Raw genomic sequence first — 14569 nt, 5'->3', positions numbered from 1 at the left:
TAATCAGAATCGCTGTCAGAATCCGAGTCGCTGTCAGAGTCAGAATCGCTGTCAGAATCCGAGTCACTGTCAGAGTCAGAATCGCTGTCAGAATCCGAGTCACTGTCAGAGTCAGAATCGCTGTCAGAATCCGAGTCACTGTCAGAGTCAGAATCGCTGTCAGAATCCGAGTCACTGTCAGAGTCAGAATCGCTGTCAGAATCCGAGTCACTGTCAGAGTCAGAATCGCTGTCAGAATCGCTGTCAGAGTCAGAGTCGCTATCGGAGTCTGAATCGCTGTCAGAGTCAGAATCGCTGTCGCTGTCAGAGTCTGAGTCACTGTCGCTATCAGAGTCTGAGTCACTGTCAGAGTCAGAATCGCTGTCAGAATCCGAGTCACTGTCAGAGTCAGAATCGCTGTCAGAATCGCTGTCAGAGTCAGAGTCGCTATCGGAATCAGAGTCGCTGTCAGAGTCAGAATCGCTGTCGCTATCAGAGTCTGAGTCACTGTCAGAATCAGAGTCGCTGTCAGAGTCAGAATCGCTGTCGCTATCAGAGTCGCTGTCAGAGTCAGAATCGCTGTCGCTATCAGAGTCTGAGTCACTGTCAGAATCAGAATCGCTGTCAGAGTCAGAATCGCTGTCGCTGTCAGAGTCTGAGTCACTGTCAGAATCGCTGTCAGAGTCAGAATCGCTGTCGCTATCAGAGTCGCTGTCGGAATCAGAATCAGAGTCGCTGTCAGAGTCAGAGTCACTGTCGGAATCAGAGTCGCTGTCAGAGTCAGAATCGCTGTCGCTATCAGAGTCTGAGTCACTGTCAGAATCGCTGTCAGAGTCGCTATCAGAATCAGAGTCGCTGTCAGAATCAGAATCGCTGTCAGAGTCAGAATCGCTGTCGCTGTCAGAGTCAGAATCGCTGTCGCTATCAGAGTCTGAGTCACTGTCAGAATCGCTGTCAGAATCAGAGTCGCTGTCAGAGTCTGAGTCGCTGTCGCTATCAGAGTCAGAATCCGAGTCACTGTCAGAGTCTGAGTCACTGTCAGAATCGCTGTCAGAGTCAGAATCGCTGTCGGAATCAGAGTCGCTGTCAGAATCAGAATCGCTGTCAGAATCCGAGTCACTGTCAGAGTCTGAGTCACTGTCAGAATCGCTATCAGAGTCGCTGTCAGAGTCTGAGTCGCTGTCGCTATCAGAGTCAGAATCCGAGTCACTGTCAGAATCGCTGTCAGAGTCAGAATCGCTGTCGGAATCAGAGTCGCTGTCAGAATCAGAATCGCTGTCAGAATCCGAGTCACTGTCAGAGTCTGAGTCACTGTCAGAATCGCTATCAGAGTCGCTGTCAGAGTCTGAGTCGCTGTCGCTATCAGAGTCAGAATCCGAGTCACTGTCAGAATCGCTGTCAGAGTCAGAATCGCTGTCGGAATCAGAGTCGCTGTCAGAATCAGAATCGCTGTCAGAATCCGAGTCACTGTCAGAGTCTGAGTCGCTGTCGGAATCAGAGTCACTGTCGGAATCTGAGTCACTGTCTGAGTCACTGTCGGAATCTGAGTCACTGTCTGAGTCACTGTCGGAATCAGAGTCGCTGTCGGAATCTGAGTCGCTGTCAGAGTCTGAATCGTTATTTAAATTATTATTTTTATCATCACTATCATGTGCCCACCACAAAATTCCTGCGGCGGTTAGCGGTACAGATAACCACGCCCATGGAGATGCAACTCCATCGTGATAAAGAAGCGGTTCTATACTATCAATATAACTATAAGTAATATTTTCTAATAATGCCCCGTTGGCATCAGTAAATTGTACCCAAATTAATTTATGATTGTTATCCTCAAAAACTAAGCTATTATCAGTTGAATAATTACTACCGTTAAAAAAATCAACTATTACTATTTGTTCACCATTTTTTAAAGTAATAATTGCATTTCGACCATCTTGTCTAATTTCGGAAACATCATCTTTATTTACTTTTATTAAAATAACAGATGCTTCGGAAAGAGAGACTGTATCCTTTGTCGTAATTTCTAAGGTTTCATGACTCTCCTTAGAAACTACCCTTATCTCTGACATATTTATTCCCCTTGTACAGGATTATTTAATTAAACCAATCCAATTTAAAGCCCTTATTTTTTGAAATAAGAAGAGCCCAAATTAAGGAATAAACTAGAGAAAACAAAAGCCAACCTCAACGCAAAAACCAATTATAAACATGAATCACGTCACGAAAAATGTGACAAAAATAAGTTTGTTTATTAACCAAATAAAAAATTAAAATAATAAATATTGTTTTTCAAAAACTTATAAATAAATAATACTCACAATAGTGTTTTAATTTTCTTATGTTTTAAAACATAAATAATAAAAACCACATATTTAAAACAAAAATTTTTATTATTAATATCTATATAGCTTTTAAATATTTAAAAGCTATATAGATTTAATTTTTTATCTTTCTCTCAAAGCTTCTTTGGCTTTATTAAATGGTTTAAGTAAGTAATCGAGTATTGTTTTTTGACCAGTACGAATATCTACTGTTGCCACCATACCCGGTGTAATACCAAACGCTTTACCTTCTTTATTGTAAAGTTTGTCGGAATCAGTGCGGATATAAACACGATAATAGAATTGGTCCTGTTTCACTTCATCACGAATGGTGTCTGGTGAAATAACCGTAACCTTACCTTTTAAACCACCATAAATTGAGTAGTCATAGGCAGTGATTTTAACCAGTGCTTCTTGTCCCGGACGAATAAAGGCAATGTCACGCGGTAAAATACGCGCTTCAATCAGCAGTTGCTCATCAATCGGTACAATCGTCATCAATTTACCGTTTTGTGGAACAACACCACCATGGGTAGTCACCGCAATTTCTTTGACGACACCACGCACTGGTGCTCTGAACACTGCACGGTCTAAACTGTCACTACGACCCAGTACGATTTGTTGTTGCGTTTCGCTATCCGTATTCGCTTTAGATAACTCTTCACGCGCTTTCACATAGTACTGGTTCTGCGCATCATTCATTTTATTTTGCAAATCATTTGCTTCACGACGTAAACGTAAAACCTCAACCTCACTTGCTGCACCTTTAGCAACCAAAGGCTCTGTCATCGCCAGTTCTTGTTGTACTAACTGTAAAGCTTGCCTAAAACCCGCAAGGGTTTCTTCAAGATTGGCTCTGCGAGATGTATATAATGCAGTTTCTTCTTGTACTAACTTTGGTTCTTTCATCACAATTTCAGGAAAAACCAAAGGTGTACCGTTTACTTCCGCACGCAAACGCGCTGCTGTCGCTTGAGCAGAGATCAGCAAAGATCTTGATTCACCAACATTTGATGCAAAACGGGTTGGATCGAGCTGTGCAAGAATTTCGCCCTTTTGAACAATGTCACCTTCTTGTACATTCAGCTTAGTTAAGATACCGCCTTCTAAAGACTGGATGACCTGTTCTTTAGAAGATGGAATGACTTTACCTGTACCGGTAGAAACTTCTTCAAGTTTAAATACCCACGCCCAGATAAAGAAAATAACCAAGCCAATGCCCACAATCCAGATCACTAGACTGGCACGTGGTAAGGGTGGCTCACTATAAGAGACATTCATTGAACGGGTGAGTTGTTGTTCTTGTTGTGGTTCGCTCATGAATTACCCCCTTGGCTCACTTGTTTTTGTTGGGCTGTTGATTGATTGAGTACCTGATCTCTTGGACCGTCCATCACGATTTTGCCTTCATTCACGACAATAATGCGGTCCACCAGTTCTAATACAGCGCGGCGGTGGGTCGCAACGACCAAAGTACGATGTGCCAGCCAACCTTTTAAATGATCAATCAGTTGTTTCTCTGCCACGTCATCAATGGCTGCTGTCGGTTCGTCTAACAATAAAATGTTAGGTTGACGAATCAACAAACGAGCCAGTAACAACGCTTGTTTCTGACCACCAGAGAAACCAACACCACCTTCTAAAATCAGGTGATCTAGCCCTTCTTTTTTCTCTTGAACAAAAGGTAATGCACCAGTCACTACTAACGCACGAAGAATCTCTTCATCCGTTGCAAGCGGTGCACCTAAAGTGAGGTTTTCACGAATCGTACCGTAAAAAAGATGCGCATTCTGGTTAAGTAAACCCATATCACGACGTACATCAGACGGATCAATTAATGAAAGATCCAGACCATCTAAATGCACTGCGCCTTGAGTTGGAACTTGCATACCAGATAGAAGCTGGAGCAGTGTTGATTTACCCGCACCGTTACGCCCTAATATGGCAATTTTTTCACCAGCACGAATTTTTAAATGACGGATTGCCAAACTTGGTTTTGGGTCTTCTTCGCCATATTGGAACAAGACATTTTTTAGTTCGTAGTCGCCATTTAAAACTGCTTTGTGTACCAGATGCGAACGGTCAGCCTGATCGATCGGACGTTGCATGAGCTCATCAAGGCTTTGTTTTGCGACTTTTGCTTGCTGTAAACGACCTAAAACACCTGTGATATGACTAATCGGCGCCAACATACGTGAAGATAGAATTGAACAAGCCACTAACGCACCTGTAGTCATTTCACCGTCCATTACGGCAAAACATCCCACCAAAACCACAAGTGCGTAGGTCAAACCTTGAATCTTTTGGGTCCATGCCATTAAGGTACCCACAATTTTACGCTGTCTCATCCCGATATCGGCTGAAACTTCGTTCATGTGGTTCCATTGGTTTTGGAAGCGGGACTCAGCACGTAATAGCTTAATGTCTTCAATGCCCTGCACCGCTTCAACAAGAATGGCGTTACGGATTGAAGATTCTCTCATGCCCTCTTGTGCGAGTTGCGCTAGCTTTTTCTGGACGAGAACACCCGGCAAAAGCATAAGTGGCACAACCAGCAACATCACCCAAAACAGTTTTCCACCGATAATCGCAAAAATGATCAGGAACAGGAAAAAGAACGGGAAATCGGCAATTGCACTAATGGTGGTTGAAGTCACCAGTTCACGAACACCTTCGAGTTCACGAATCTGGGAAATAAAACTACCGGTAGACTTTGAACGGTCTTTATTTCTGATGCGTAAGGCATGACCAAATACACGGTCAGACACCCGTAAGTCAGCACGTTTACCAATAATATCGGATAAATAAACTCTAGCTACACGTAAAGTAAACTCAAAAATAGCAGCAATCAGTACACCACCTGCCAACACCCATAAAGTCGGGATAGACTGAGATGGTACAACACGGTCATACACTTGCATTGAGAAAATAATGGTTGCCAGTGCCAAGACATTGGCAATCAGTGAGGCAAACATAATGTCAACGTAGCGTTTCCAGTCTCTTAAAACAATTGACCAGAACCAGCTTGCTTCGTATGGTTTGATATATTCATCAATACGCGCATCGGGAATTGAAGTTTCAGGGCGCAAAATATAAATATTTTTGACCGTATCTTTCAAAGCACTTAAAGACGCATTTTGCGAAAGTCCCTGATCTCCACTAAACTGGATACTGACATTTCCTTGAGTATCGGCCTTATCAATTACACCGACTTGTCCGTCACTAAACTCAACCATGACCGGTAAACGCCATGGATTAAGTAAATCTAATGAAAAAGGTACTTTACGTAAATTGAGACCAACCTGACGGGTCATTAACTGCAAAACATCATCAAGGTTTTGATTTTGGTTCCAGTCAAGTTGTAAACGAATTCTTTCTTCTGAAGGCTCAATTCTATAATGTTTAGCAATCGTTAAGACCGCCTGTAACCAGGGCTGGTAATTTATTTTTGTCATCATGGTTGTACTTCGAACCCCTGAATTGAAATATTATTTAAGTCATAAGCTTGGCGGGAACGTCCTGTTGCTGCAATGTACTGAACAATACTGCTATAGATGTCATAACGTGCAGTTTCAAGTTCCGAATTGGCACTATGAATCGCCTGTTCAGCATTCAGTAAGTCAACCAATGAACGGGTACCGAGTTTGTACTGCTCTTGATAAAGTTCGCGTGTACGAACTGTTGTTGCTTGGCGGTTGGCTAAAACCTGCATTTGACGTTGTTTATTTTCAATTTGTTCACGACTAGTTCTGATCTGATCGAGCACATCCAGATACACAGAATTCACTTTAGATTTAGCGGCTTCTTCTGCATAACTTGCCATTTTGACCTGAGAAGAAACTGCCCCACCTTGATAAAACTGACTGGTGGCTTCAAGCATGATGGAACTATATAAACCATCGTCTTTATCATTGTTTGGGTTTTTTCCATTAATGGCCTGACTCACCGAGCCTTTCACTGCCAAAGTCGGATAACGACTCAGTCGGGTCTGTTCTTTTTGAGCTTTGGCAACTTCAACACCAGCTTGCGCCGCAATCATTTTTGGAATGGTATTAAACTCAGGCTCATTATAGAGGCCAGATTGCTTTACCAAATCATCCGGAATGATCCATGATTTATTAAAAACATCTACGCCTACCAGAGTTCTTAAATGTTGTTGGTACTGACGTAGTAAAGATTGCTGTGCAATAAGTGTTGACTGCGCAGATTCTAAATATGTTTGTGCCTGAACTGGATCAGCTTGGCTACTAATACCAGCATTTGCACGTAAATTAGCGATTTCCTGAATTCGCTGAATACCCGCAATTTGCTGCTCGGCAATTTTATTTAATTGGAGATAGCGCTGAATATTGATAATCGACTGAGCCACATCAAGTGCAATATCGTCAATACTGACCAACACATTCGCCTGCTCGACTTGGAGTTTAGCCTTCTCAACCGATACACCTGATTTGACTTTACCAAAATCAAAAAGCATTTGAGTTGCAGATAATGTGAGTAACTGCCTTCCCCGCTCACCACTACTCAAGTCACCTGTGGTAATACCACCTGAAATTTGAGGATAATAACCTGCCCTCGCAACATCAATACCGGCGTTTTGGCCAGCTAAAGTTGAAATGGCTTGAGAAATGTTAGGATTTCGTTGAACTGCATATTGAACAGCATCAACTAAACTGACTTGATTATTCCACATCGCAGTAGAAGTCGGTAAATAATTCCCATCATTTCCAAACCGTTGAAATTGGTTCTGATCAAAGCCTAAATTACTTAATTTTTGGAAGTCGATAGATCGATAGCTTTCATCCGGCGTGGGTTTAAAGAGCTGAGAAACCTTCTTTGTTAAGTTTTTTCCCGAGTTAGCAGACGCGGTCTCTGCTTTTGTGAGTGATATTGATAAACTTGAAGCAATACAAAAATATAAAAAAAACTTCGTACCTGATTTGATTATAAGTTGTAAATCATTGGGGGGAAGAGGCAATTTACTCATTAGAAGATCTAATCTCTTGAAATATTTTAAAACAATCCAAAACTTATTTAAAAATTATTAATCCCCACACATTAAACAAATAATTTTCAGAATAATTTTCTTTTAAAAAAAATAAAGTGAAAAATGATTATTTTTTAAAAACATTAACTAAACAATTAATTTTTTTAAAATTTAAATTATAAAAATAGGTTTTAAACACATACATTTAAAACCTATCAAAGCTATACAATCCAGCAATTAGAGTAAAATTTTTAAATAAAAAAAACCTACCCCTTGGGGAAGTGGTAGGCTATAAACTCTAAAAAATCATATTATTAAAGATATATCATTTATTTAAAAGCAGCAATAACGATTAATTTAAATAAAATTAAAACACATGATTAAAAACATATAAAATTAATAAAAACACTCCCCCATCTATTTTATAAACACAATATATATTTTGCGAAAAAGGATACCAATAACAGCCCTTTTTTATATCTACAGATTCATAAATTAATAATATTACGTCAGATCCAAATAACCAAATACAGCCTTTTCAACTCGCTGCTGTAAATGGTTTAAATCACTTTCCCCTGCTATGCCTGCTGCGTTAATCATTCCTTTACTTAACGCAATTACATCTTGTGCGGCTGTCTGCTCATGTGAAATACCAGAACATATAAACAAGTCAGAAATTATGGTTTCAAGTTCGTGTTGAAGTACGCTTTCCTCAACATCTTTTCCAATCAGTTCTGAAGCAAACTCTAGTGTTCGTGCCAACTGTGGACGGATCAATTGATGTTGCACAGCAGCCTGAATGATCAGTTTTAGCTTTTCTTTTAAGTCTGCGGCATCGTGTTGCTGTATGGCTTCAACGATATGCGTTGAAAGCTTGGCGCGCTCACGTCGAATTAACTCAACGATTAAAGCCTCTTTAGATGGAAAGTACTGATATAGGCTACCAATGCTTACGCCAGCAAGTTCAGCCACGGCATTTGTGTTAAATCCAGCAAAGCCTAAAGACTCTAAAATGCGAGCAGCCGCTTCTAGAATTGCTTCAAAGGTAGCCACTGAGCGTGCTTGACGCGGGCGTTTGCGTGGGTCTGGGAGGGTTTCTGACATGAGCCGGAATGCGAGTATTTAATGTGAGTAATCACTCATATACTGACTGAGTCATGTTGATATGACAAGTAAATGCTGTCTTTTCAATTGAGCTACAACTCGGCCCAGTCATGGAGTGGTTATGTCTAGAACCTATACTTTTTTTATTCATTTAAGAGCTTTACCTGCTTGGTTGGCTTTAGCTCGTGAAAAGCGGGCTGAGTTTAGTACACAAAAGCTTGAACCGATTTTTGAAAAGTACTCTACTGTAAAAGTTCGCTGGTATGACGTTGAAGCGTTTAGTACTAAAGCCAGTGATATTGCTGTGTTTGAGACGATATCTTTGCAAGATTATTATTTTGTGATTGATGCGATTCGAGACTCTGAGTTTTGTACAGTGCCCTACTTTGAGTTTGTAGAGATTATTCCTGCAATTGAAGATGGGTATGTGGAATATGAAAGTTCTTTAGAGAAGTTGTGGACAATCTAATTAGATTCACGACCAGCATATAATCTGGTCGTAAGCTTATTTGATCAATAAGAAATGTTCCAACTTCCAATTATAAATAATATTACCAATTGGCTCTATCTAATAACATACTGATTAAAAATTACTCTTCATAATAATTAACGGCTAAAATACCCAAGCTATTTAACAATTCTGTAGTCATTCGACCATTAATAGCTAAATTCTTATCTATTTGATAATTAGCGATAGCTTTACGTGTATTTTTACCTAAATCACCATCAATTTTCCCTGAATAATATCCACGGTTTACTAGAGCCATTTGTACACGCTTAACTTGTAAAACACGCATTAGAACTGGATCATTTTCTTCTGCAATATTATTTAAATTCTCACTATTATCATAATAGGATTGACTTGTTGTATTACTACTAGTTGGAATATTAGAATAATTTTTAACTACAATATTAGAATTAGATCTTAAAGTAGTAGGTTTAGATGAAGGTGTAGTCACTTTTTTTACAGAACTACTCGAACTAGCATAACTAGGTGGAGTATAAGTAGGAACAGAATAAACAGGATTTCTAGAACCAGAGTAACCTGAATAACCAGATCCAGAATAGTGGCTAGAATGGCTGGAATGACTTCTGTGACTAGAGTGACTTCTATGACCAGCGAACATATTCTCATACTCATAGTTAAGAGGTCGAATCGAAACTGGCTCTAAGTTATCATAAGTATCTACATTTACCCCAATAGCAGCAGTGGCTTTATTATTAATGATTGGAGCAGAAGCTGCAAAAATTGCTAAAGACTTTATAAATTTACTCACACTTCAACTCCCAAAAATATAATTTTTTATTTAATATTTATATTATGCTAATTATTCATACTTGGTTTCAACAATTTTATTGGTTTTATAGTAGATGGCATCCAACCATTTTTATACCAACTAAATAAACCACAGCATTTTCCTTTTAAATCACATTCCAGACATACTGGATCATAAGTATTTTTCCAATCTGAAATACTTTGCGCGGCAAAATCCCATAGATTTTCAGGCAAACAACATAAAGGAATATTCATAAAAATAAAGCGGATTTTGGAGTTTATTAAAATATCAGCAGCATTTTCTAACTCTTTCCACCACTCCTTAATATCAACTTGACTAAGTTCTCTATTTGCTAATGCAAAACCAATAGGCTCACATCCTATAAATGCGACTTCGTTAATAAAAGGAAGATTGGAGCGGATATAATTGCAAAGATTGAGCAAGTTCTCTAACACTGGCTTAACTAGGACAATTCGTAATTGTATCGGCTGCTCATAATTTTGAAGAACATAGAAGCCTTCTAAGGTCTCTTCAAAAGCTGAATGTTGTTGCACCACAAAATCATGTAAGAGATCTGCGTGTCCATATAAAGGAATGAGCCAATTCACTTGAGTTTCGAGATTAGATAATATCGATTCAGCTACTTCGGAATTACTAAATAAACGACCATTTGTTAATACGTCAATCTTAGTCGAAGGGAATTTATGGTGAATAATATCAATGATCAATCTTAAATTTTTATCTAGCAATAATGGCTCACCACCTGTTAAGCCAATATTCATTGGTACATAACTTAGGTGATCAATAATTTCTAACGCCTGTTCTATTAACCATGAATCGTCATGCTTTGTTGGCGGCTGTGAACACATGATGCAATAGTTATTGCATCTATTAGTTAGGAATAAAGTATGATGGGTATCACTTGCTCTCAAAAGCACATTTAGATTCTTTTTATTTAAATCAATAGCAACCACATCATTAGCTTCTAATACTTGGTTTTCTGGAATAAAGAGATTTTTTTCACCAACAATATTCATTAAATCTGAACTATAAATTGGATATAGATTATCTAAACCAGATCTAATATATCGATCAAAAACTTCGACCTCTTGAATAGTAGTAATTGGCACAAGAATTGATTGATCAGGTAACCACTCTACATATAAGTTATTAAGATTAAGAACCCTAAAGATTTGTGGCGTATGCTGTGTAACTGACTCTAGTTTTATTTTTCTCATTACATATCTACTTACTAAAAGCCCATCGGTTGGCTATTTTTCTGAAACTTTCAGAATCTTGATATTTATTAAAAATTAAATCAAATAAACCCATGTATCGCTTGCAGTGACTAGTTAGATGAGTAGGTGGAGTCATCATGCTAAATTCATTATAAGCACTAATTGGATCGGGCCCACAATAAGGTAAATAAGCACACTCTCTACAACTTGGATCATTAAAATTAAGGCTTGATGCAATAATATTTCTTTGTAAGTTAGATGATAATAATTGAGATAATGGCTCTCCGATCTTGCCTAAACGTAAGGAGATATTCCCTGTTTCTTTAAGCATGCGAGCTTCATCACTTGGATAAACATATCCATCGTAATTATAAACCATGCAACCAAGCCCAGCTCCTGAAGGACTCTGCAAATCAATATAGCCTTGATCAAAAGGAGATAAGATTTTATTTAATAAAATTGCAGTATGTACCTCTATAAGTTCATATCCGTGATTATTCCAATAAAGAACTCGCTCCAATGCTTTTGAATAAAAATTCAAAAATTCACTATGACTTGGAGCAAGTCGTTTTGAGTTCTTTTTGGCAAACCCATAATCACTTAAACCACGAATAAAAATGTCTTTAAAACCTAATTTAACGTATGCATCTACAATTTCATGAGGGTAGTCCAAACTTTTACGTGTAGTCGTCATTAATGCAGAAACAGAATCTTGTCCTAACTCTTTACGTGCTAGTTCTAAACCCTCGAGAGTTCTTTCATAAGCATCTCGATTAGCAATTGGTCTATTCTTATTATGCAAATCGGCAACACCATCTATACTTGTTGATAATACAACTTGATGTTCTTTAAAAAATGAGCACATTTCAGAAGTTAATTGATGTAATGTAGTGGTTACTACAAAACGAATTGATCTATTGTGTAGCTTATTTTTTTCACTAATGTACTCAATAGCAACTTTCACAAGATTATATCTTATTAAGGGATCTCCCCCTTGAAACTCAACCGTCAATGTTTCTGAAGTACTTTCAAATATAGTATCGCAAGCTAAAAACAAGTCTTCCTTTGATATGGTAAATTCATCTCCTTCTTGCTGGCGACTTACTTGGCAGTATGAACACGAATGCATACATTGAATAGTTACCACAATAATATGCAGTGCTGGGCCATTTAAAACTGTCGATTTTTTTGAATGTAACCTTGAGGATAAAGCCCTTTTTGTTCCAATAGCATTTTTACTTATTAAAAAAAATTTTGATTTTAATTTGAGATAGAGTTCAATATCTAATGACTCATCTTTCGCAATTAATTTCCTTAAATTTTCATGAGAAATAAATTCAAAATCACCCGTAACACTCGTTATGAGGTAATTGTCATTTGCCATTCTTTTAAAATTAAATGGCATTAATTCAGAATTACTAAAAAGCATTTTATTTACTAATACTCGCTCTAATAATGGCATCGACAAATGATTTTTGCTCAGGTGCTATCTTTGCATTGAGTTCTTTTCGCAAATAAAAATCATTGATAAAATTAAGTATAAGTAACTTTGCTTTTGAGTCACTGACTTCAAAAAAGTAATGTTTCTCACTAATTTGCTCAATATCGTATTGAACTGGACAAAACTTCAATGCCTGCAAAATTTCATCCATTAATAGTTCGCTATGAAAGTCAAAGCCAAATTTAATTAATTTTTGAGTCACTATTGCCTCATTTCTAAGAGTATTTTAGATAAACCAGTCATATAATATATTGTAGTTTAATTAAACAATTATAATCATATCAAGCTCATAAAAATATTAACTTTATTTTTTATTTATAAATTATTCATAATATTTTTTAAATTTTATCGCTTAATAGACAATATTTTAAGATTACCATTCCCATATATATTATTCTCCCCTCCCCCAAAACCTCTCCAACACCACATCCCTTTCATCCACACGATTTGAGCTTAAAACCTGTAGCATCAAGCCATCAATTAAGTTTAAAACCATGTTGGCATCGGGTTTGGGTTTGTTAGTTTCCAGACTAAAGACCAAATCAAAAATTTCTTTTAGTAGCCATTTTCGATATTCAACTGCCATGCGGTAAGCCCGTGGATAAAGCAGTTTTAATTCAAAAATGGCTTTAAACAACAGGTGGTAAAGGCTATTCACATCGACATGTAAGCGGACAATTTCTTTGAGTTTATCGGCTGCGGTTGGGTAGCGATGTGAGTAGACAATTGCCAGAACTTCTTCTTTAAGTCGGCTTTTTTGAAAGATTAGACACATTTCAACAAGGCGTTCTTTTGAGTGAAAGTAGTTATAAAACGTGGCTTTTTGAATTTTAGATTTTTTAATAATCAGGTCTACGCCTGCACTATGAAATCCATGCGTGGTAAAGAGTTGGATGGCGGTTTGAACAACCTGTAATTTTTTGGAAGATCTTTCTAAAGTTGGCATAGTTTTACCGTTATAAATTCTTGTTGTTTCTAAATGAGATAAAAAGCCTGTGGCCTTTTTGGGAGAAAAAAAGGCACAGCAAAGCCGTAAGACGGTGCTTGGCACATCTCAAGTTTTGTTTTGCTAAGTTTTAAGTAAAAATGACTTAAAGCCTGAAAACCTTATGGCGTTCAAGCTGCTGTAAATTTTTAAGCTGTGTCGTTATAGCTTTTGGCACGGAGTACCAAGAAATGATGGATGTGCATAGCCAACTCCTGATTTTGGGAGTTCTGCCAAGGCATTCATTTGGAATTATGGTGGCAGAACGAAAGAGGGTTGACAGACTGGCTCAAGACCCAGCACACCCGAAGGTGTCCCCCTTCCGTCCTACCGCTACAAAAAGGGGGACGAGTGAGTCTACATCAAAAAAATGAATTTTTTCAATGTTCTTGAGCGCGGCCTGTCAAAGCCGGCTGGCAATGTGGCCAGCACGCAAAGCATAATCTGAGAGTTTAGAGGTGTCAATGTAGCTTTTATGACAAGCATTTAAATTTCTTATTATTTTTCATTAGATTAACTTAATTATTATTTAAGATATTATATTTAATTATATTTTTAAGTTGAGTGAAGCGATCCATGCTTATTGATTTCTATCTTTTAACTTTTAGTGTAAGAGTGCACAGCGAAAAGTCAGTTTAGACAATTTCCGTCTGCCCCACTTGGTGATAAGCACGGTTAAAATAAACCAAACTTTGGTCATGTTGGCTTTGTTTAATCGCCACGATCGGACATATAAAAATTGTGTGTGTGCCGACTTGTTGAATTTGCTCAATCTCACAATCGAAACTTACCAAAGCATCATCCAACACAGGTGAACCCGTTTCTAACTCAATCCATGCGCCATGTTTAAAGCGCTCTTCTGGTGTAAGTTTAGATGAAAATGCTTTTGAAATATGTTCGTGGTGCGCGCCTAACACGTTCACAGTTAAGATTTTGTTATCTAGGAAATGTGCATGCGAACTCGCAGATTGGTTCATACATACCAATAATGTCGGAGGTGTGTCGGTCACACTACAAACAGCAGAGGCAGTAAATCCAAAACGGCCAGACATGCCTGCCGTAGTCACAACACTAACTGCACTTGTGAGTAAAGACATTGCATTTCTAAAGTCTGTTGCTTGAACCATGACATTATTCCTAAATTGAACCGTACCTTGTCCTGTGTGTTTGCTATACC

12 protein-coding genes are annotated in these 14569 nt (G+C 38.1%); 1 reads left to right on the top strand and 11 read right to left on the bottom strand.

What is annotated here, in order from left to right:
• From J655_RS25820 to J655_RS22080, 5 genes are all read right to left on the bottom strand, one after another.
• A partial coding sequence (locus J655_RS25820) for a BapA/Bap/LapF family prefix-like domain-containing protein (protein ID WP_416201986.1) occupies positions 1-2048 on the bottom strand: 2048 nt, incomplete at its 3' end.
• 375 nt (positions 2049-2423) lie between these two features.
• On the bottom strand, positions 2424-3620 hold the full coding sequence (locus tag J655_RS22095; RefSeq protein ID WP_005071130.1) for an HlyD family efflux transporter periplasmic adaptor subunit: 1197 nt from the start codon (positions 3618-3620) through the stop codon (positions 2424-2426).
• Positions 3617-5758, bottom strand: a complete 2142-nt coding sequence (locus J655_RS22090) for a type I secretion system permease/ATPase (protein WP_032053180.1) — start codon at positions 5756-5758, stop codon at positions 3617-3619. Before J655_RS22090 ends, J655_RS22095 begins: the two co-directional genes overlap by 4 nt.
• A complete protein-coding gene (locus J655_RS22085) occupies positions 5755-7287 on the bottom strand; it encodes a TolC family outer membrane protein (protein ID WP_032053178.1) in 1533 nt (510 codons plus the stop codon). Before J655_RS22085 ends, J655_RS22090 begins: the two co-directional genes overlap by 4 nt.
• A 504-nt stretch (positions 7288-7791) precedes the next feature.
• The gene (locus J655_RS22080) at positions 7792-8391 is read right to left on the bottom strand and encodes a TetR/AcrR family transcriptional regulator (RefSeq protein WP_032053176.1); all 600 of its coding nucleotides are present in this window, start codon (positions 8389-8391) and stop codon (positions 7792-7794) included.
• A gap of 121 nt (positions 8392-8512) precedes the next feature.
• On the opposite strand from J655_RS22080, the gene J655_RS22075 reads away from it, so the two are divergent.
• A complete protein-coding gene (locus J655_RS22075; protein WP_032053174.1) occupies positions 8513-8860 on the top strand; it encodes a darcynin family protein in 348 nt (115 codons plus the stop codon).
• Positions 8861-8981: 121 nt separating this feature from the next.
• On the opposite strand, the gene hxsA is transcribed toward J655_RS22075, so the two are convergent.
• From hxsA to J655_RS22045, 6 genes are all read right to left on the bottom strand, one after another.
• Entirely contained in the window at positions 8982-9668 is a 687-nt protein-coding gene (gene hxsA / locus J655_RS22070; protein ID WP_000032760.1) for a His-Xaa-Ser repeat protein HxsA, read from the bottom strand.
• Positions 9669-9715: 47 nt separating this feature from the next.
• Positions 9716-10906, bottom strand: coding sequence for a His-Xaa-Ser system radical SAM maturase HxsC (hxsC, locus tag J655_RS22065; RefSeq protein ID WP_032053172.1), 1191 nt, complete (start codon positions 10904-10906; stop codon positions 9716-9718).
• A 7-nt stretch (positions 10907-10913) separates the two neighbouring features.
• A complete protein-coding gene (gene hxsB, locus J655_RS22060; RefSeq protein ID WP_228132279.1) occupies positions 10914-12368 on the bottom strand; it encodes a His-Xaa-Ser system radical SAM maturase HxsB in 1455 nt (484 codons plus the stop codon).
• A complete protein-coding gene (locus tag J655_RS22055) occupies positions 12337-12609 on the bottom strand; it encodes a hypothetical protein (RefSeq protein WP_032053168.1) in 273 nt (90 codons plus the stop codon). The genes hxsB and J655_RS22055 overlap by 32 nt, the downstream gene beginning before the upstream one ends.
• A 189-nt stretch (positions 12610-12798) precedes the next feature.
• Positions 12799-13353: a TetR/AcrR family transcriptional regulator gene (locus J655_RS22050; protein ID WP_032053166.1), complete on the bottom strand. Its 555-nt coding sequence runs from the start codon at positions 13351-13353 to the stop codon at positions 12799-12801.
• A 674-nt stretch (positions 13354-14027) separates the two neighbouring features.
• Positions 14028-14519 carry a flavin reductase gene (locus J655_RS22045; protein WP_000249487.1) on the bottom strand — a complete coding sequence of 164 codons (492 nt, stop codon included), beginning with the start codon at positions 14517-14519 and terminating at the stop codon, positions 14028-14030.
• Positions 14520-14569: the final 50 nt, after the last annotated feature.

This window comes from Acinetobacter sp. 1294243 (genome assembly GCF_000588015.1).
Lineage (GTDB): Bacteria > Pseudomonadota > Gammaproteobacteria > Pseudomonadales > Moraxellaceae > Acinetobacter > Acinetobacter pittii.
The sequence above is the reverse complement of the archived record's forward strand: the minus strand, read 5'-3'. Positions and strand labels throughout refer to the sequence as shown.